General features: G+C 64.5%; 16 protein-coding genes and 1 pseudogene. 15 read left to right on the forward strand and 2 right to left on the reverse strand.

Going from position 1 to position 18660, the window contains the following annotated elements; genetic code table 11:
* The first annotated feature begins 48 nt into the window (after positions 1-48).
* The 4 genes from FJ979_RS05260 (at position 49) to FJ979_RS05275 (ending at position 5657) form a co-directional block, all read left to right on the forward strand.
* Entirely contained in the window at positions 49-1512 is a 1464-nt protein-coding gene (locus FJ979_RS05260) for a sugar ABC transporter ATP-binding protein (RefSeq protein ID WP_140580179.1), read from the forward strand.
* Position 1513: 1 nt separating this feature from the next.
* The gene (locus FJ979_RS05265; protein ID WP_140580180.1) at positions 1514-2488 is read left to right on the forward strand and encodes an ABC transporter permease; all 975 of its coding nucleotides are present in this window, start codon (positions 1514-1516) and stop codon (positions 2486-2488) included.
* A gap of 3 nt (positions 2489-2491) precedes the next feature.
* On the forward strand, positions 2492-3439 hold the full coding sequence (locus FJ979_RS05270) for an ABC transporter permease (protein WP_140580181.1): 948 nt from the start codon (positions 2492-2494) through the stop codon (positions 3437-3439).
* A 145-nt stretch (positions 3440-3584) separates the two neighbouring features.
* Entirely contained in the window at positions 3585-5657 is a 2073-nt protein-coding gene (locus FJ979_RS05275) for a 3-hydroxyacyl-CoA dehydrogenase NAD-binding domain-containing protein (protein WP_140580182.1), read from the forward strand.
* Positions 5658-5684: 27 nt separating this feature from the next.
* Here the strand turns inward: FJ979_RS05275 and FJ979_RS05280 are convergent, their stop codons facing one another.
* The gene (locus tag FJ979_RS05280) at positions 5685-6491 is read right to left on the reverse strand and encodes a LuxR C-terminal-related transcriptional regulator (protein ID WP_140513972.1); all 807 of its coding nucleotides are present in this window, start codon (positions 6489-6491) and stop codon (positions 5685-5687) included.
* Positions 6492-6610: 119 nt separating this feature from the next.
* Here FJ979_RS05280 and FJ979_RS05285 point away from each other — a divergent pair, with 119 nt between their 5' ends.
* The 6 genes from FJ979_RS05285 to FJ979_RS05310 all read left to right on the forward strand — a co-directional run bounded on the left by FJ979_RS05285 (position 6611) and on the right by FJ979_RS05310 (position 12431).
* Complete coding sequence (locus FJ979_RS05285; protein WP_140513973.1) at positions 6611-7747, forward strand: ABC transporter ATP-binding protein; 1137 nt, start codon at positions 6611-6613, stop codon at positions 7745-7747.
* Positions 7728-8891 carry a spermidine/putrescine ABC transporter substrate-binding protein gene (locus FJ979_RS05290; protein WP_140492580.1) on the forward strand — a complete coding sequence of 388 codons (1164 nt, stop codon included), beginning with the start codon at positions 7728-7730 and terminating at the stop codon, positions 8889-8891. Before FJ979_RS05285 ends, FJ979_RS05290 begins: the two co-directional genes overlap by 20 nt.
* 77 nt (positions 8892-8968) lie before the next feature.
* Entirely contained in the window at positions 8969-9826 is an 858-nt protein-coding gene (locus FJ979_RS05295) for an ABC transporter permease (RefSeq protein ID WP_140580183.1), read from the forward strand.
* Positions 9826-10638, forward strand: a complete 813-nt coding sequence (locus tag FJ979_RS05300) for an ABC transporter permease (RefSeq protein WP_140580184.1) — start codon at positions 9826-9828, stop codon at positions 10636-10638. The genes FJ979_RS05295 and FJ979_RS05300 overlap by 1 nt, the downstream gene beginning before the upstream one ends.
* Positions 10639-10648: 10 nt before the next feature.
* Positions 10649-11410 (forward strand): glucose 1-dehydrogenase, encoded by a 762-nt coding sequence (locus FJ979_RS05305; RefSeq protein WP_140580185.1) that lies wholly within the window; start codon positions 10649-10651, stop codon positions 11408-11410.
* A gap of 325 nt (positions 11411-11735) precedes the next feature.
* A complete protein-coding gene (locus tag FJ979_RS05310) occupies positions 11736-12431 on the forward strand; it encodes a hypothetical protein (protein ID WP_140580186.1) in 696 nt (231 codons plus the stop codon).
* A gap of 29 nt (positions 12432-12460) precedes the next feature.
* Here FJ979_RS05310 and FJ979_RS32445 read toward each other — a convergent pair whose 3' ends face one another.
* Complete coding sequence (locus tag FJ979_RS32445) at positions 12461-12655, reverse strand: hypothetical protein (protein ID WP_181167274.1); 195 nt, start codon at positions 12653-12655, stop codon at positions 12461-12463.
* A gap of 222 nt (positions 12656-12877) precedes the next feature.
* Here FJ979_RS32445 and FJ979_RS05320 point away from each other — a divergent pair.
* The 5 genes and pseudogenes from FJ979_RS05320 to FJ979_RS05340 form a co-directional block, all read left to right on the forward strand.
* A pseudogene (locus FJ979_RS05320) lies at positions 12878-13255 on the forward strand (nucleotide disphospho-sugar-binding domain-containing protein); the annotation flags it as partial.
* A gap of 54 nt (positions 13256-13309) precedes the next feature.
* Positions 13310-14683, forward strand: coding sequence for a glutamine synthetase family protein (locus FJ979_RS05325; RefSeq protein WP_140524685.1), 1374 nt, complete (start codon positions 13310-13312; stop codon positions 14681-14683).
* Positions 14684-14685: 2 nt separating this feature from the next.
* On the forward strand, positions 14686-15984 hold the full coding sequence (locus FJ979_RS05330) for an FAD-binding oxidoreductase (RefSeq protein ID WP_181165198.1): 1299 nt from the start codon (positions 14686-14688) through the stop codon (positions 15982-15984).
* A gap of 199 nt (positions 15985-16183) precedes the next feature.
* Positions 16184-17389 (forward strand): 3-oxoadipyl-CoA thiolase, encoded by a 1206-nt coding sequence (gene pcaF, locus FJ979_RS05335; protein WP_140524646.1) that lies wholly within the window; start codon positions 16184-16186, stop codon positions 17387-17389.
* Positions 17390-17539: 150 nt separating this feature from the next.
* The gene (locus tag FJ979_RS05340; protein WP_140513977.1) at positions 17540-18571 is read left to right on the forward strand and encodes a BMP family protein; all 1032 of its coding nucleotides are present in this window, start codon (positions 17540-17542) and stop codon (positions 18569-18571) included.
* Positions 18572-18660 lie beyond the last annotated feature (89 nt).

The following is an 18660-nucleotide window of genomic DNA, read 5'->3' on the forward strand; positions in this document are numbered from 1 at the left end:
TGTCGCACACGCGTTGCCGTGCACATCGCCGACCGGATATCGTTGAGCATGCCTGAAGGGAACGCGGACATCATCAGACTGAGCGGCGCCGAAAAACACTTCGGCGCCGTTCGCGCGCTTGGCGGCGTCGACTTCACTGTCGGGCCCGGCGAGTGCGTCGGCCTCGTCGGCCACAACGGCGCCGGCAAATCGACGCTCATGCACATGGTGGCGGGCACGCTGACACCCGACAGCGGAACGATCGGCGTGCATGGTGAGGCCGAGGAGAACTACTCGGTGTCGCGGGCACAGCAGCTCGGCATACGCTGCGTGTTCCAGGAATTGTCGCTGTGCCCCAATCTCAGCGTCGCCGAGAACACGCGCATCAACCACGCCTCGCTCACCGGCTTCGGCTGGCGGCGCAAGGCGGCCGAGCTGATCACGGCCAAGCTGGACGAAATCTTTCCCGACCATGGCATCTCGGCGGCCGACATCGCCGGTGACCTTTCCATTGGACGGCGACAGATGGTGGAGGTGGCGCGCGCGTTCACGCTGACCCGCGAGCCGCTGCACCTGGTTATCCTCGACGAGCCGACGTCCTCGCTCGACGCGCACACGGCGGGTCAGCTGCTTGCCTTCGTGCGCCGCTTCGTCGCGTCGGGCGGCAGCTGCATTCTCATCTCGCATGTGCTGGGCGAAGTGCTGCAGAACGCCGATCGCATCGTCGTGATGCGCGACGGCAAGGTTGTCGGCGCCGACGCGGCGAACGCTTTCGACCGCGATAGGCTGGTCGCCACCATGGGCGGCGCCGAAGGACATCGGAGGACCGCCACCGAAATCCGGAAAGCCGAGGCCGGCCCGTTGCGCGTGCGCGCCCGGCCGGCGCGGCAGCAGGACGGCAAGGAGCTGGTGGCCCGCGCCGGCGAGATCATCGGACTTGCCGGCCTGGCCGGCCATGGCCAGACCGACCTGCTGCTGGCGATCTTCGCCGCGGCATCGCGCGCCAGGGCCGGCGTCGAGGTCACCGCACCGGTGGCGCTTGTGGCCGGCGACCGCCAGGCGGACGGCATCTTTCCGCAGTGGTCGATCGCTGAAAATATCGGCATCCGCTCGCTGGCTCGGCTGCGCAACGGGCTGCTGATCTCGCCGCGGCGCGAGGCCGAACTGGCCGGGTTCTGGCAAAAGAAGATCGGCATCCGCACGCCGGATATGAACAACAACATCTTTTCGCTGTCGGGCGGCAACCAGCAGAAGGCTTTGTTCGCCCGGGCTCTCGGCTCCGACGCCGGGATCGTGCTGATGGACGACCCGATGCGCGGCGTCGACATCGGCACCAAGCTCGAGGTCTACGATCTCGTGCGCGAGGAGGCCGGCAAAGGCCGCACCTTCCTCTGGTACACCACGGAAACGGAAGAACTCGACAATTGCGACCATGTCTATGTCTTCAAGAACGGCCGCATCGTCGCCAATCTGACGCGCGACGAGCTGACGGAAGAAAAGATCATCCAGTCCTCCTTCGGCGACGCGGCCTGAGATGACGGCCGTCTCTGTTCAAAACGGTTCGAAGACCTTTGGGAGCGGAGCGGCACGCGCCCGCCTACTGCGTGGGCTGCTGCCGGCGCTGTCGCTGGTGCTGGTGCTGCTCGCCATCGCCTGGCTCAATCCGCGCGCCATCAGCTATTTCGGCTTCGGCCTGATGCTCAACCTGGCGATCCCGATCGCGCTGGCGACGATCGCGCAGATGTTCGTCATATCGGGCAACGAGCTCGACCTGTCGATCGGCACCTTTGTCGGTTTCGTCGGCTGCGTCACCGCGACCTGGTTGAAGGACGCACCGCTCATTGGGGTTCTCGTCCTGCTCGGATCGATCGGCATCTATGCGCTGCTCGGCGCGCTGATCCATCTGCGCAATTTGCCATCGATCGTGGTGACGCTGGGCATGAGTTTCGTCTGGCAGGGGCTGGCCATCCTGGTGCTGCCCAAGCCCGGCGGCAAGGCGCCGGACTGGCTGCTGGCGATCATGGCGTTCAAGCCGCCCTTTGTGCCCTTCCCGATCATCGCCGCGCTGCTGATTGGCCTCATCGTCCATTTCGGCCTGATGCGCACCTCCTATGGCGTGATCCTGCGCGGCTCGGGCGGCAACCCGGCTGCGCTCAAACGTGCCGGCTGGTCGCTGCTCAAGACCAAGGTCGTGTTGTTCGCGCTGACGGGTCTGTTCGGCGTGCTGTCCGGCATGGCGCTGATCGGCATCACCACTTCGGCCGATGCCAATATCGGCAATGGCTACACGCTGCTTTCGATCGCCGGCGTCATCCTCGGCGGCGGCGAATTCGTCGGCGGACGCGTGTCGCCGATCGGCGCGGTAATCGGCGCGCTGACCTTGGCGCTGGCGGCATCGCCGCTGCTCACCTTCATGCACATCCCGCCCGACTGGCAGGTGGCGGCCAATGGCGCCATCCTGATCATCGTGCTGGCGGCGCGGGTGCTGATCAGCCGCAAGGAGAGGTGAGCGATGACGCTGGTTAGATCGCTGGCTGCCAAACCCTGGATCTGGTCGTTCGTCGGCGCGCTTGTGGTGTGGCTGGCGACCATCGCTTTCACCGGCGGCTATGGCGCCGGCGGCATGGTCACCGCCGCGCTGTCGCTGGCCGTGTTCACCGTCATCGTCGGCGTCGGCCAGATGTTCGTCATCACGCTTGGGCCGGGCAATGTCGACCTGTCGCTGCCGGCCAATATCGGGCTCGCCAGCGCGGTGGCCATGAAGGTGATGGGCGGCAGCGATGCCATGATCGTGGTCGGGCTGCTGGCCGCGCTTGCCTGTGGTGCCGCGATCGGTGCCGTCAACTATCTGCTGATCTGGGCGCTGCGAATACCGCCGATCATCGCCACTTTGTCGGCGAGCTTCATCATCCAGTCGGTCGACATCAGCTATGGGCGCGGATTGCAGATCAAGCCGCCGCCGGGCTTTGCCGATTTCGCCAACCGGCAGGTTCTCGGCATTCCGGTGCTGGCGGTTCTCACCGTGCTGTTTACCATCGGTGCGGCCATCGCCTTGCAGCGCATGATCTATGGCCGCTCGGTGCTGGCGATAGGCCAGAACATCCGCGCCGCCTGGCTCGCCGGCGTCAATGTCGGCCGCGTCCGTTTCCTCACCTACACGCTGTCGGGCGCGCTCGGCGGCATCGACGGCGCGCTGCTCGCCGGTTATTTCCGCGGCGCCAATGTCGATATCGGCAACGAGTATTTGCTGGCTTCGATCGCCGTGGTGGTCATCGGCGGCACCTCGGTGGCCGGCGGCAAGGCCAATGTCCCCGGCGTCTGGGGCGCGGCGCTGTTCCTGGTGCTGCTTTTGACCATGCTCAACACATTCGGCTTCAGCGCCGGCGTGCGCCTGCTTTTGACCGGGCTGATCATCGTCGGCGTCATCACGGCGGCAGGCGGGGAGAAGGCGGTGCGGTGATATTCGCTTCTCTTCAACCGCAACTCGCCAGCGTGCCGTCTTACAGCCTGTCCTGACAAGTCCTGTGCCAGTGCGGCACGCGGTTCCCATTCGCGGCGCAGCCTAGTAAACCCTCCGGATCGCAGCCGGTGTCGGGAGGGTCAACTTGTCCAATTTTGTCAGCGTCGCCAGGGACAGCGACGTCGCCATCGTCACCATCGACAACCCGCCGGTCAACGCGCTGAGCTTTCATGTCCGCGAACCACTGATGCACGCGCTGGCTGCCTTGCGTGACGACGCATCCGTCGCGGTCATCGTCGTCGCATGCGCGGGCCGGACCTTCGTCGCCGGCGCCGACATCACCGAATTCGGCAAGCCCGTGCAGCAGCCCGAGCTGCGTGCCATCGTTGGGACGCTGGAAACCATCGCCAAACCTACGGTCGCCGCCATCCACGGCACCGCGCTGGGCGGCGGGCTGGAGCTGGCGCTCGGCTGTCACTTCCGCGTTGCCGATGCCGACGCCAGGCTCGGCCTGCCCGAGGTGAAGCTTGGACTGCTGCCGGGCGGCGGCGGCACGGTGCGGCTGCCGCGCCTCGTCGGCGCGATCAAAGCGCTCAGGATGATCGTTTCCGGTGCGCTGGTCGGTGCTGATGAGGCGCATGAAGCCGGACTGGTCGATGCTGTGTTCGAGAGTAACGTGATCACGCATGCCGTGAACTTCGCCAGGGAGATCGCTCGCAAGGGCGGGCCGTTCACGCCGGTGCGCGATCGCGATGACGAGATCAAGAAAACCGAGCTGGCCGCTTTCGATGCCGAGGCGGCGGATCTCGCCAGGAAAGCGCGCGGCCTCGACGCGCCGATCGCTTGCGCGCAAGCGGTGCGCAATACCGTCACGATGTCGTTCGAGGAAGCTCTGGCTGCCGAACGCGCGCTGTTCATGAAGCTGGTCGCCAGCGATCAGTCGCGGGCGCAGCGGCATCTGTTCTTCGCCGAGCGTGAAGCGGCAAAGGTCCCGGGCAAGGATCTTGTCCGGCGCAGGATCGCCCGCGTCGGCGTCGTCGGCGCCGGCACGATGGGCGGCGGCATCGCCATGGCCTTCGTCAATGGCGGTTTTCCAGTCACCTTATTGGAGACCAGCGAGGAAGCCTTGCAGCGCGGGCTCGGCATGATCGACAAGAACTATGCCGTCTCGGTCTCGCGTGGCTCCTTGACCGAAGACGCCAAGCGCCAACGCCTCGCTCAATTCAAGGGCTCCACCGACTATTCCGACCTCGCCGATTGCGACCTGATCATCGAGGCGGTGTTCGAGGACATGGCGGTCAAGAAAGAGGTGTTCGGCAAGCTCGATGCCATGGCCAAGCCGGGCGCCATCCTTGCCACCAACACCTCTTATCTCGATATCGACGAAATCGCCGCCTCGATCTCGCGCCCGCAGGACGTGCTCGGCCTGCACTTCTTCTCGCCGGCCAATGTCATGAAGCTGCTGGAAATCGTGCGGGCCGACAAGACCGCGCCGGACGCGCTGGCGACAGTTGTCGACATGGCGCGCAAGATCGGCAAGGTGGCCGTCGTCGTCGGCGTCTGCCATGGGTTCGTCGGCAACCGCATGCTGGCCGCGCGCGGCTCCGAATCGGAAGCCTTGCTGCTGGAAGGCGCGACGCCCAGCCAGATCGATAACGCCTTCACCGATTTCGGCTGGCCGATGGGGCCGTTCCAGATGGGCGATCTCGCCGGCCTCGACATTGGCTGGCGCAACCGCAAGGCGCGAGGCCAGACGGCCGTGATCGCCGACATGTTGTGCGAACAGGGGCGTTTCGGCCAGAAAACCGGCCGTGGGTTCTATCTCTACGAGAACGGGTCACGTATGCCGGTCCCGGACCCGCAGGTCGAGACGTTGATCCGCGATAAGGCAGCCGAGAAGGGCATCGCGCCGCGCGAAATCAGCGCGGAAGAAATCATCGAGCGCACGCACTATCCACTGATCAACGAAGGGGCGAAAATCCTCGAAGAAGAGATAGCCGCCCGCGCCTCCGACATCGATGTCATCTGGGTCAACGGCTATGGCTTTCCCATCGGCAAGGGCGGTCCGATGTTCTGGGCCGGTCTGGAAGGCGCAACCAGGATCGTCGAGCGGCTGGAATATTGGCATCAGCGGACAGGCAAGGATGTTTTCAAGCCGGCGCGGCTGCTGAAACGGATGGCCGAGACCGGCTCCTGGGAGGCTGGCGCAAGACCCTGATAGAAAGGTGGTCGAAGGCCGTTGGACTTATCTTATCCGCGCGTCGATGATTTCGACGAAGCGAGCGAAGAGACCGGCCTGCGACTTGATCTTGAGCTTGCGATAGATGTTGCGGCGATGGACCTTCACCGTCCCCGGCACGATGCGCATGGCCCGGGCGATTGATTCGGTGGAATGCCCTTGCAGCACTAGATCGACGACATGCTTTTCGCGCGGCGTCAGGGACAGGCTCTTCCAGATATGGGCGCGATCGAACTCGTTGACCGCCGCCAATGCATCGTCTTGCCCGGCCTCGGCCGGCTCGTCGGCGGGAAGGGCGGGCCAGCGCAATCGGGCGAAGGCGACCACCGCCGGCGCCATGTCGCGCAGCAGTCTGGCGTCGGCGGTCCCGAACGGACCTGAAGCGCGCAACCGCATCAGCGACAGCACCAGCGCATCCTTGCCCGGCAGCGGTACGAAGAAGCCGACCTCCTCGGCCAGCCTGGTCTGGCTGTAGTAGGAGCGAAAATATTCGCTGGCGTAGAAGCGGTCGGGCGCCAGCTCGCGCATGCGCCAGAACCCTTCCTTGCGTTCGACCGCCGCGTGATGGAACGGGTCGAGCAGGTATGGGCCTTCCTGATAGAGCGCGACGAAGACATGGCTCTCGGCCGACGAGAAGGTCTCGAACAGCAACGGCGGACGGGCAGCGCCGCGGTAGCCGAAGATCACGCAATGATCGAAGTCGACATGCTGCCGCAGCCAAGCGACCATCGCCCTGCCGAAGACGTCGCCGCTCGTCTCCCGCGTCGCCGCGACCAGCGCGGCGAGCTGGCTGTAGTCGTCGCTGCGGGACATCCAATACCCCCTTAAACAAGAAAATAGGTCAGATATACCACCTGCGAGGTATATACTAGTTGCCATTGGCTCTGGTAGCGTCCCGAAATCGCATCGTCCTGTCGCTGGAGCCCGCAGCCTTGACCGCAGTGCCCGACATCGAGTTTCGCGGCGTCACCAAGCGCTATGGCGCGGTGACCGCGGTCAGCGGCATCGATCTGGCCGTGCCGCCCTCCGCCTTCGTCGCCCTGCTCGGACCATCCGGCTGCGGCAAGACGACCTGCCTGCGCATGATCGGCGGCTTCGAACAGCCGAGCGAGGGCAAGGTGCTCATCCGCGGCCAGGACATGGCCGACACGCCGCCCTACAGGCGGCCTGTCAACATGGTGTTCCAGCAATATGCACTGTTCCCGCATCTGGACGTGAACGACAATGTCGCCTACGGGTTGCGCCAGGCACGACCGCGGCTGTCGTCGCGCGAGATCGGCCTGCGGGCAGGCAAAGCGCTGGAAATGGTGCGACTCGCCGGTTATGGCGGCCGCAAGGTCCACGAACTGTCCGGCGGCCAGCAGCAGCGTGTCGCTCTCGCCCGCGCGCTGGTCAACAAACCGGCGGTGCTGCTGCTCGACGAGCCGCTGGCGGCGCTCGACAAGAAGCTGCGCACCGACATGCAGATCGAATTGCAGAACCTGCAACGCGAGATCGGCATCACCTTCGTGCTGGTCACCCACGACCAGGAGGAAGCGCTGTCGATGAGCGATTTCGTCTGCGTCATGAATGGCGGCCGCATCGTTCAGCTTGGGCAGCCGAGCGAGATTTATGACGAACCGGCCGACCTGTTCGTCGCCGATTTCGTCGGCAAGACCAATCTCTTGAGCGGCGCCGTCGCAGGGCATTCGGGCGATCTGGTGGATGTGAAGCTGGCCGATGGCACCGTCATCGCGGCGCGCAAGCGGGTGGATTTGCGGCAGGGCGAAACCGTTTCGGTCAGCCTGCGTCCTGAATCGCTCAGTCTCGGTGGCCCGACTAGCGGCCCGCTCAAGGGCATCGTCCGCAACCGGATCTTTCTGGGCTCCACGGCGGAATACGCAGTCGAGGTCCAGGGCATCGGAACGCTGCTGGCCAAGGCCGACCACATGATCGGCCAGGGCAATCTCTTCAAGCCGGGTGAACCCGTCGCCATCGGCTTTGCCGCCGGAACGCCGTTGGCGTTCGCGGATCCAAAGAACAACGGGACCAACCAGAGGGTAGAAAAACATGTCGAAATCATATCGTGACGGACTGCCGATAAGCCCCGAGAATTTCGTCGACCAGCTAATGCGCCTCAAGCGCGGCTCGATCGGCCGCCGCGACTTCCTTGGCCTCACCGGCCTCGGCATCGCGACGGCGGTGATGGCGCGCGAGATCGGCATCATGCCGACGCCGGCCTTTGCCGCCGAGAACCTCGGCGACCGCATGTCGATTGCCACCTGGCCCAACTATCACGACCCGCAGACCTTCGAGAATTTCAAGAAGGACACAGGCGTGGCCGTCGAGGTCAACGTGTTCGGCTCGAATGAGGAGATGCTGGCCAAATTGCAGGCCGGGGCGTCGGGCTGGAGCCTGTTCGTGCCGACCAATTACACCATCTCGACCTACAAGAAGCTCGGCATCATCGAGCCGTTGGACATGGCTAAGCTGCCGAATTTCGACGGCACGCAGGAAGACCCGCGCTTCACCTCGGAAGGCACGATCGACGGCACGATCTACGCCGTGCCGAAGAATTGGGGCACGACAGGATTTGCCGTCAACACCAAGAAGCTGACCAAGCCGATGACGAGCTGGAAGGAATTCTGGGACACCGCCATGACCGAGGGCGACGGCCGCACTATGGTGCACGACTATCAGCTGACCACCATCGGCAATGCGCTGAAATATTACGGCTACTCCTTCAACTCGCTGAAGCAGGACGAACTCGCCAAGGCCGAGGAATTGCTGCTCAAGGTCAAGCCGCATCTGTTCGCGGTGTCTTCCGACTACCAGCCGGGCATGCGCGCGGGCGATGCCTGGATGACGATGTGCTGGACCAATGACGGTGCGCAGCTCCATCGCGACATTCCGGAGATCGCCTATGTGCTGGGCAAGGAAGGCGGCGAGATCTGGACCGACTTCTACGCCATCCCGAAGGACGCGCCGAACAAGCCGGCCGGCTACGCCCTGCTCAACTATCTGATGAACCCGCAGGTCGCGGTCAAGGAGCACCTCGCCAACGGCGCGCCTTCCACCGACGCCCGCGTCAACAAGCTGCTGCCGAAGGAGGTGCTGGACAATCCGATCCTCTATCCGGCGGCCGACCTGTTGACGCCGCTGGAATTCGGCGCTGCTGCAACGCTGACCGATCCGGGCCGCGCCGAGCTGATGGCGCGCTTCAAGTCGGCTTGAGCCAGGCGGGCAACAAATCCCATTCGAGACAACTTGACCGGCGGGCCCAGACCCGCCGGCACCGGGGCAATCCTTCGATGCGCGGCATTCGCAAAAATCTGCTGACGGCCATGCTGCTCGGGCCGGCGGCCGCGTGGCTCGTCGTGTTCCTGGTGCTGCCGTTCATGGCCATCGCCGTCTTCAGCGTCGGCGAGCGGGCGCCGGAGGGCGGCTATCGGGCGGCCTTCACGCTGGCGCAATATGCCAATCTTCCGGCGCGGGCGACCGCGTTCTGGAACACGATGGTGCTGGCTCCGGTGGGCGCGCTCGCCTGTCTGCTCGTGGCCTATCCCGTCGCCTATTACCTCGCCCTGCGGGCGCCGCAGGGCTGGCGGTTGATCCTGCTCGCGCTGGTCGTCATACCGTTCTGGACCAGCCTTTTGATGCGTACCTATGCCTGGATGTACATTTTGGGTGGACGCGGCATCCCGGCGCTGCTCGCGCTTGCCGGCATCGAGGACGTCAGGCTGATCAACACGCCGGGCGCCGTCCTGCTCGGCATCGTCTACGGCTATCTGCCGCTGATGATCCTGCCGATCTATGTCAGCCTCGAGCGGCTCGATCGCCGCCTGCTGGAGGCCTCCGCCGATCTCGGCGCGACGCCGCTCTCCACTTTCTTGGGCGTGACCTTGAAACTGTCGCTGCCCGGCGTGATGACCGGCTTCTCGCTGGTGATGATCCTGCTGCTCGGCGAATACCTGATCCCGACGCTGCTTGGCGGGGGCAAGGTGTTCTTCATCGGCAATGCGCTGGTCGACCTGTTCCTGCAGTCGCGCAACTGGCCGTTCGGATCGGCCATCGCAATCACGCTGGTGCTGGTTTCGGTTGTAGTGCTGATTGCCGCCAACCGCATCTCGACCCGCGTCTCGGGCGCCCGCCGGGTGGATCTGATCTGATGCGCGTCTTCGTCGTAGCCGTCTTCGCCTTCCTCTATCTGCCGATCGCGTTGGTCGTGCTGTTCTCCTTCAACGCCGGCCATCATGCCAGCGAGTTCACCGGTTTTTCGGTGCAATGGTACGGCAAGGCGCTGGCGAACCCATTCCTGGTCGAGGCGCTGAAGAACAGCCTGTTCATCGCCACCACCAGCGCCTTGCTGGCGGCGGTGTTCGGCACCGCGGCCGCGCTCGGCCTGGCACGCGTCGGGGTGCGGACCCGCGCCGTCTTCGACGCCTTGCTTGGAGCCGCAATCGTCGTTCCCGGCGTCGTCATCGGCATTTCGACACTGGTCGCACTCGTCCAGCTGTTCGCCGTCGTCAATCCGTTCCTCGCCTCGATCTGGCCGGACGATCAGCCGCCGCGCCTGTCGCTCGGCTATGGTTCGATCATCGCCGCGCACGGCCTGTTTTCGATGGCGCTGGTGACAATGATCGTTGGCACGCGCCTCGGCAGCCTCGACCGCAATCTGGTCGAGGCCTCGAGCGATCTCTATGCCACCCCGCTGACGACGTTCCGCTCGATCGTCCTGCCGCAGATCATGCCGGCCGTCGTCGCCGGTTTCCTGCTCGCCTTCACCTTCTCCTTCGACGATTTCATCATCGCTTTCTTCGTCGCCGGCGCGCAGACGACGCTGCCGATCTATGTCTTCGCATCGATCCGGCGCGGGGTGACGCCGGAGATCAATGCCATCGCGACGATCGTGCTCGTCGCCTCCGTCCTGCTCGTGGTGCTTGCCCAATGGCAGCTGCGCCAGCGCAAGCCGTCAAACTAAAGGTCGCATCATGATCCTCGAAGACCGCATCGCCGTGGTGACAGGCGCCGGTTCCGGCATCGGGCGCGCCGGCGCCATGATCATGGCCAGAGAAGGCGCGGTGGTCGTCATCGCGGACAGGGATCGGACCAGCGGCGAGGCGACGGCTTCGGATATACGCGCCGCGGGCGGCCGGGCGGAGGCGGTCGCCACCGACGTCTCGGACGACAATGCGGTCGAGCAGCTCCTTGCCGGCACGCTCAACCGGCATGGGCGCATCGACATCCTGCACAATCATGCCGGCATCCAGGTCGGCGGCACGCTGACCGAGGTCGAGGTCGGCGGCATGGATGCCTCCTGGCGGGTCAATGTGCGGGCGCAGTTCCTGGCGGCAAGGATCGTCATGCCATCGATGGTCGCGCAGGGCGGCGGCGTCATCCTTAATACGGCTTCGAATTCAGGCGTGTTCTACGACCGCGAGATGATCGCCTATGCGACCTCGAAACATGCCGTGGTGGCGATGACCAGGCAGATGTCGCTCGACTATGCCCGCCACAATGTGCGCGTCAACGCGCTCTGCCCCGGCTGGGTCGACACGCCGTTCAATGGACCGTTCATCGCCCAGATGGGCGGACGCGAGGCAATCGAAGCCTATGTCCGCACCAAGATCCCGATGGGCCGCTGGGCCAGCGCCGAGGAGATCGCCGAGGCGATCCTCTTCCTCGTGTCCGATCGGTCATCCTTCATGACCGGCCAGGCGTTGGTGATCGACGGTGGCGAAAGCATCGGCTGAATCAGCCGTCTGGGCCTTCGGCCGATTGGTGAAAAGCGCCGTCGCCTGCGCGTTCTGGGCCAGAGCCGCGGCGCCGGCCGGCAGCGCCGAAATCAACTCTGACCGACAGTTCGGACCATGGTCCGACCGGCATGGGACTTCAGTACCACAGCCGTTCAAAAACGTCGATTTCTGTTGGATATCAATCAGTTGCCGTACCGACAGGTTGCCCCTTCTCTCTTATTGAGACAGTCTTTGTCTAAAGTTTACTGCGCATAATTAGCGGCTTCTCATACGAACTTACGATAGCAGCGGGCGCAGAGCGGCGTTTCCCCAGGAGACTGACATGACAAACCGGAAAACTGTGTTGGCGGCGCTAGCCGCACTGGCGCTTCTGGCGTCTCCGGCACTGGCCGGCAATGGACACGGCGGAGGCCATGGTGGTGGTCACAGCGGCGGCAATGGCAATGGTGGCGCCCACGGCAACAGCGGCGCTACGCACGGTAAGTCCTCGTCGGCCCGCGGGCAGGTAGCCAAGGCGACAAGGGACGCAACGATCACGGTCGATACGAAGACAAAGGTTTCGTCCCTGCCCAAGGAAAAGAACCTCCACGCCAAGCTCGGCCGGCTGAACTCGCTCCAGCGCAACGTCAACGCCTATATGAATTCCAAGAGCAGGAAATTCGCTGCGCTTCAGGCTTTCGTGACGCAGTCGGCAAAAGCCAAGGTCGCACAAACCCAGCTGGACGTCCTGAATTCACAGCTGGACGCGCTGACGTCGCTGACGCCGGACCAGATCGCCGCCATGACCCCCGAGGAGCAGGCGGCCCTGCCTGGACAGATATCGGCTCTGCAGGACCAGATCGACGCCCAGCAGGAAGTGGTCGACGCGGCGGCGGTCGGCACCGACCCGGCCGCACTCGACGCGGCGTTGACCGATATGGCCAACAAGCCCGTCGACGCCGAGGTCACCGCTTGGGCCCAAGGCGTCCTTGCCGGCAAGATCGACGAGACGGCCGCTGCCATGCAACCGACGCCGTAGCATCGCCAGCGACAACGGGGCAGCCGGCCTCACACGTGTTTGCGGCCAATCGCTTCGTGGCCGATGCGTTGTCCGATCACCTTAAGCTGCGGCGGCTGTCGGCATCTATACCGGTGGCCGCCAATGTCTTTCGGCTGCGGCAATCGCTGCGCGAACGTCTGAAAGCACTCGACCAGCTCGAAAGCCGGCAGTATTAGGTTACTGCCGATCTGCTTCGCGTCCATCTGCGGCTCTCGCAAACTGCGACCGCAAGCGGCCGGCCGCGGCGCTCCCGCGCCGTTCGGCATGATCAGCCGGCCGGAATGAAGAGGAAATAATTGACGCGTAAAGTCAGCCCGACCATCGCGCTGTTCCCCGAAGCAGGCTTCGGCGCGGCGCTGAATTGCGTCGGCATCGCGCGGGCCGTGCGGGGCCCCGCCTTCATCTTCCATGCCGGCCTTTCCGGCGTCTTTGCCGACAAGCTGCCGGCGCGCTTCATCGTCAATGTCGGCGGCCTGCGCGACGCTTACCGAGCGGTGCCCGACAATGTCTATCTCGGCGCCTGGTTTCCGCAGTCCTCGGCGGTGGCGAAGTTGGATTTGTTCATCCACCACGGCGGCAACACCGGCTTTTGCGAGGCGTTGCGCTTCTGTGTGGCGTCGCTGATCATGCCCTATTGCCGGGACGGCCACGACAATGCACCTCGCGCCGAAGAGACCGGCACCGGCGATCATATCGGCCGTGACGGCTGGACCGAAGGAGGATTGGAGAGAGCCATTCCCGGCCTGCTGGCCGACCACGCCATGCGCGCCCGCCTCAAGGGAAATGCAGCCAGATGGCGCTGACACCCAGAACGTGGCCGCGCAAGCCATACTCTCTCTGATACGGACTTGAACGAAATGCTTGAGAAGAACACGAATACCGCGCCCTTCAGCGATCCCAAGGCATGGTTGGCGCAGCACGGCATCAACGAGGTCGAATGCCTGGTGCCCGACATGAACGGCGTGCTGCGCGGCAAGGCGCTGCCGACGGCAAAATTCCTCACGGCGCTGGAAGACCGCGCGCTTTATCTGCCGAGCAGCGCCTTCCTGGTCAGCATAGACGGGCGCTATTCCGGTTCCATCGACGAGGGTTTTGCGTATTCGGACCCCGACATGCGCATGGTGCCCGATGTCTCGACGCTTTGCCTGGCGCCGGGCGCCGGCGCTGGCAAGGCCTACGTCTTCGCCGACGCCTTCCACATGGACGGCCGGCCATGGATGGCCTCGCCGCGCCATGTTCTGCGCGCCGTGCTCGATCTCTACCGGCAGCGCGGCTGGCGGGCGGTAGTGGCGCCGGAGCTCGAATTCTACCTGACCGCGCCCAATCCCGATCCCGACAAGCCGCTGACCGCGCCGACCGGCGGCAATGGCCGCGCCGAGGCCGTGCAGCATCCCTATGACATGGCGGCGCTCGAGGAATATGAACCGGTGGTCCGGCGCGTCTATGACTATGCGGAGGCGGCCGGACTGCCGCTCGATACGCTGATTCATGAATCGGGACCGGGGCAGTTGGAGATCAACTTCCTGCATGGCGACGCGCTGCCGCTGGCCGACAAGGTGCTGCTGTTCAAACGGCTGACGCGCCAGGCCGCCCAGCAAGACGGCATGTATGCGACCTTCATGGCCAAGCCGATCGCCGCACAGGCCGGCAGCTCGATGCATCTGCACATGTCAGTCATCGACGAGGCCGGCAACACGTTGTTTGCCGGCAGCGATGATGCCGATACCGCGATGTTCGGTTATTTCATCGGCGGCCTGCAAAAATACATTCCCGAAATCATGCCGCTGTTCGCGCCCAACGTGAATTCGTTCCGGCGCGTTAGACCGAACCACAGTGCGCCGGCCAACATCGAATGGTCGCATGACAACCGCTCCTGCGGCCTGCGCGTGCCGGCCGGCGGGCGCGCCGCGCGGCGGGTGGAGAACCGGCTGCCGGGTGCCGATTGCAATCCGTATCTGGCGATCGCCGGCTCGCTTCTGGCGGGCTATCTGGGCGTCGAACAGAAGCTGGCGCGCTCGGCGGAAGCATCCGGAAATGCCTACAAGATCAAGAGCACGCTGCCGAAAACGATGGAGGAGGCGCTGGATCGTTTCGAGGCCTGTGAACCGGTGCGCAAACTGCTCGGCGAGGACTTCTTCCAGACCTATCTGCGCGTGAAAAGCGTCGAGCTCGACCTGTTCCAGAGCGTGGTGACGAGCTGGGAACGCGACCACCTGCTCTTGAAGGTGTGATCATGGCATCTTCAACGGGTTTCAATTCCGGTCTCGACATCGGCAAGTCCTACTATGTCGCCACCGCCAATCCGGCGCCGGACCATCCGGCACTTATCGGCGATGTCGAGGCCGACCTGGTGGTCGTCGGCGGCGGCTGCACCGGTCTGTCGGCCGCTCTTCACGCCGCCGAACGCGGCTTGAAGGTGGTGCTGCTGGAAGGCGGCAAGATTGGCTGGGGCGCTTCGGGCCGCAATGGCGGCCAGATGATCCCCGGCCTGCGCAAGGGCGCCAAGGGCCTGGTCAAGCTTTATGGGCCTGAACGGGCAAAGGCGCTGTTCGATCTCGCCTTCGAGGCGCGCAGCCTGGTGCTCGACATTATCGAGCGCCATACGATCGACTGCGATCTCAGGCTGACCGGCCATCTGGTCGGCGCGGTCAACGGCTCCGATCTCAGGGATTTGGAGGAAGAGGCGAAATGCCTCGAGAGCGTGATGAAATTCCGCGACCTCGAGATCCTGTCGGCGGCGCAGGCCCGGGCCAAGGTCGACACGCCCTATCACGGCGCGATGTACGAGCCGCTCGGCGGCCACATGCATCCCTTGAATTACACGCTCGGGCTTGCCCGCGCTGCAAGCGCGGCCGGCGTCGTCATCCACGAGAATTCGGTGGCCGTGCGGCTTGAGCGCGAGCCTTCGATCCGGGTCTCGACGTCAAAAGGATCGGTGCGCGCAAAGCATGTCGTGCTGGCTGGCGACGCGCTGCTCAATGGGCTGGAGCCGCGCGTCAACAGCCGCATCATGCCGGTCGGCAACTACATCGTCGCCACCGAGCCGCTGGAGGGCTCCCGCAACGTCATTCCTGCCAATGTCGCGGTGTCGGACACGCGCTTCGTCGTCAACTATTACCGCATGTCGGCCGACGGTCGCCTGCTGTTCGGCGGCGGCGAGCGCTACACGCCGTCGCCGCCGGCCGATATTGCCGGTTTCGTGCGGCCGCACATGGAAGGCACCTTCCCGCAGCTCAAGGGCTGCCGGATCGACCATGCCTGGGGTGGGCTGGTGTCGGTGACGACGTCGCGACTGCCGCATGTCGGGCACTATGGCGAGGTCTATTACGCGCACGGCTATTCCGGCAAGGGCGTCATCCTGTCGACCCTGTCGGGCAAGCTGCTCGCCGAAGCCATCACCGGCGACGCCTCGCGGCTGGACCTGTTCTCGACGTTGACCCCGATGCCCTTCCCCGGAGGCACGGCGCTGCGCGGGCCGCTCTATGTGCTGGGAATGCTGTGGTATGCGATGAGGGATCGGATGAAGCATTGAGCTCGCGGCCAACCCGCTGATCGTGGCGCTGCATCCAAGCGTGATTCGCCAGCAGGGGCAGGAGAGCTGTGGCTGGGTGGTTAAGTTCGCGCGGGCGCTTGACGAAATGTCGGCGCCAAGCGAACCGAGCTACGACATTGCGCGACCTGCACGCGTCGCACCAAGGCGGCGCATGAGGGAAACGGGAGAGCTGACTGACATGGCCGAAGCCTATATCTGCGACTATATCCGTACGCCGATCGGCCGCTTTGGCGGCTCGCTGTCCTCGGTACGCGCCGACGACCTCGGCGCCATTCCGCTGAAGGCACTGATCGAGCGCAATGCCGGCGTCGACTGGCAGGCGGTCGACGACGTTGTCTACGGTTGCGCCAACCAGGCCGGCGAGGACAACCGCAACGTGGCGCGCATGGCGCTGCTGCTGGCCGGCCTGCCGAAGGAAATCCCCGGCTCGACCGTCAACCGCCTGTGCGGCTCGGGCATGGATGCGCTGACCATCGCCGCCCGTGCAATCAAGGTCGGCGAGGCCGAGCTGATGATCGCGGGCGGCGTCGAATCGATGAGCCGGGCGCCCTTCGTCATGCCCAAGGCCGAGACGGCGTTTTCACGCAATGCCGAGATCTACGACACCACGATCGGCTGGCGCTTCGTCAACCCGCTGATGAAGAGTCAGTATGGCGTCGATTCCATGCCGGAGACGGGCGAGAATGTCGCCGAGGATTTTTCGGTTTCCCGCGCGGACCAGGACGCTTTCGCGGTGCGCAGCCAGGACAAGGCCGTCGCCGCGCAGTCCAATGGCCGGCTGGCCAAGGAAATAACCGCGGTGACCATTCCGCAGCGCAAGAGCGATCCGGTTGTCGTCTCGAAGGACGAGCACCCCCGCGCTGGCACCACGATAGAGGCCTTGGCCAAGCTGCCGACGCCGTTCCGGCAAGGCGGCACGGTGACCGCCGGCAATGCCTCGGGCGTCAATGACGGGGCGGCGGCGCTGATCGTCGCTTCGGAAGCGGCGGCCAGGAAATACGGCCTGACGCCGATCGCCCGCATCCTCGGCGGGGCCGCCGTCGGCGTCGCGCCGCGCATCATGGGCATCGGCCCGGCGCCGGCGACGCAAAAACTGTGCGCGCGGCTTGGCCTGACGCCAAAACAGTTCGATGTCATCGAGCTCAACGAAGCCTTCGCCTCGCAAGGCATCGCAGTGCTGCGCCAGCTCGGCATCGCGGTGGATGCGCCGCACGTCAACCCGAATGGCGGCGCCATAGCGCTCGGCCACCCCTTGGGCATGTCGGGCGCGCGCATCTCCGGCACGGCGGCGCTGGAGCTGCGCGAACGCGGCGGCCGCTATGCGCTGGCGACCATGTGCATCGGCGTCGGCCAAGGCATCGCTATCGCGCTCGAACGGGTCTGAACAACCGCTCTCCCGGCTAGTCCAGGAGAGTGGATATGATCGATCTGCCAAATTTGACCATGTGGACAAAAGTCCGGACCCGTTCCATAGTTCCTCGTCTGATTTTTAGAACGGCCGGCTCGACACGGCTGTCGAACAGAGGGGACTGCAATGGAAAACCGGAAGAACAAATCTCATTCAACGCGCGAAGGCCTTTCGCGGCGCGACGTGCTTGAGCTGGGCGCGCTTGGCCTGGCCGCGGCGATGCTGCCGGGCGCCGCCTTCGCCAAGGACAAGAAGCTGAAAGTAGCGGCGATCTTCGCCACGCCCATCGAGGAGCCGTGGGACAATCAGATCCATGTCGCTTTGCAGAAGGCCGAGAAGGAACTCGGCATCGAGTATAAATGGTCGGAGAAGGTGCAGACCGCCGACTTCAGCCGCGTCATGCGCGAATATGCACAGGGCGGCTATGAACTGGTGCTGGGCGATGCCTTCGCCGCCGAGCGTGAATCGCGCCGTACCGCCAAGCAGTTCCCGAAGACTGCTTTTCTGTTCGGCTCCGGCGCCGGGCCGGCGGAGCCCAATTTCGGCGTCTTCGACAATTGGATCCACGAGCCCGCCTATCTCTCCGGCATGATCGCCGGCAAGATGTCGAAGTCGGGCACGGTCGGCGCCGTCGCGGCGATGGGCATTCCGGAAGTGAACCGGCTGGTCAACGCCTTCTTCGCCGGCGCCAAGGAGGTCAATCCGAACATCAAGAAGAAGGTCGCCTTCATCGGTTCCTTCTTTGATCCTCCCAAGGCCAAGGAGGCGGCCGTGGCTCAGATCGACGCCGGCGTCGACGTCATCTATGCCGAGCGCTTCGGTGTCATCGAAGCGGCGGTGGAGAAAAAGATCTACGCCATCTCCAATATGTCCGACCAGTCGAGCCTTGGCCCCGACACCGTCATTACCGGCCCGGTCTGGGATATGTATCCCACCGTCGAACAAGCCATAAAACTGGTCAAGGCCGGCGTCTTCACGGCGCAGGACTATGGCGATTTCTCGCGCATGGCCAAGGGCGGTTCTCACCTGGCGCCCTACCATAAGTTTGACAAGACGCTGCCGGCCGAGGTCAAGGACATGGTCGAGAAGAAGAAGGCCGAAATCCTTGAAGGCAATTTCCGCGTCGACGTGGACGAGAACACACCGGTTTCGGATTGAGTTCCTTACCCTCCCCCTAGTGGGGAGGGTCGATCCGCGAAGCGGAGCGGGGTGGGGTCTTCGGCGCCGCACCCCCGTCTTACGATCTT

The sequence above is a fragment of the Mesorhizobium sp. B1-1-6 genome (genome assembly GCF_006443035.1).
Lineage (GTDB): Bacteria > Pseudomonadota > Alphaproteobacteria > Rhizobiales > Rhizobiaceae > Mesorhizobium.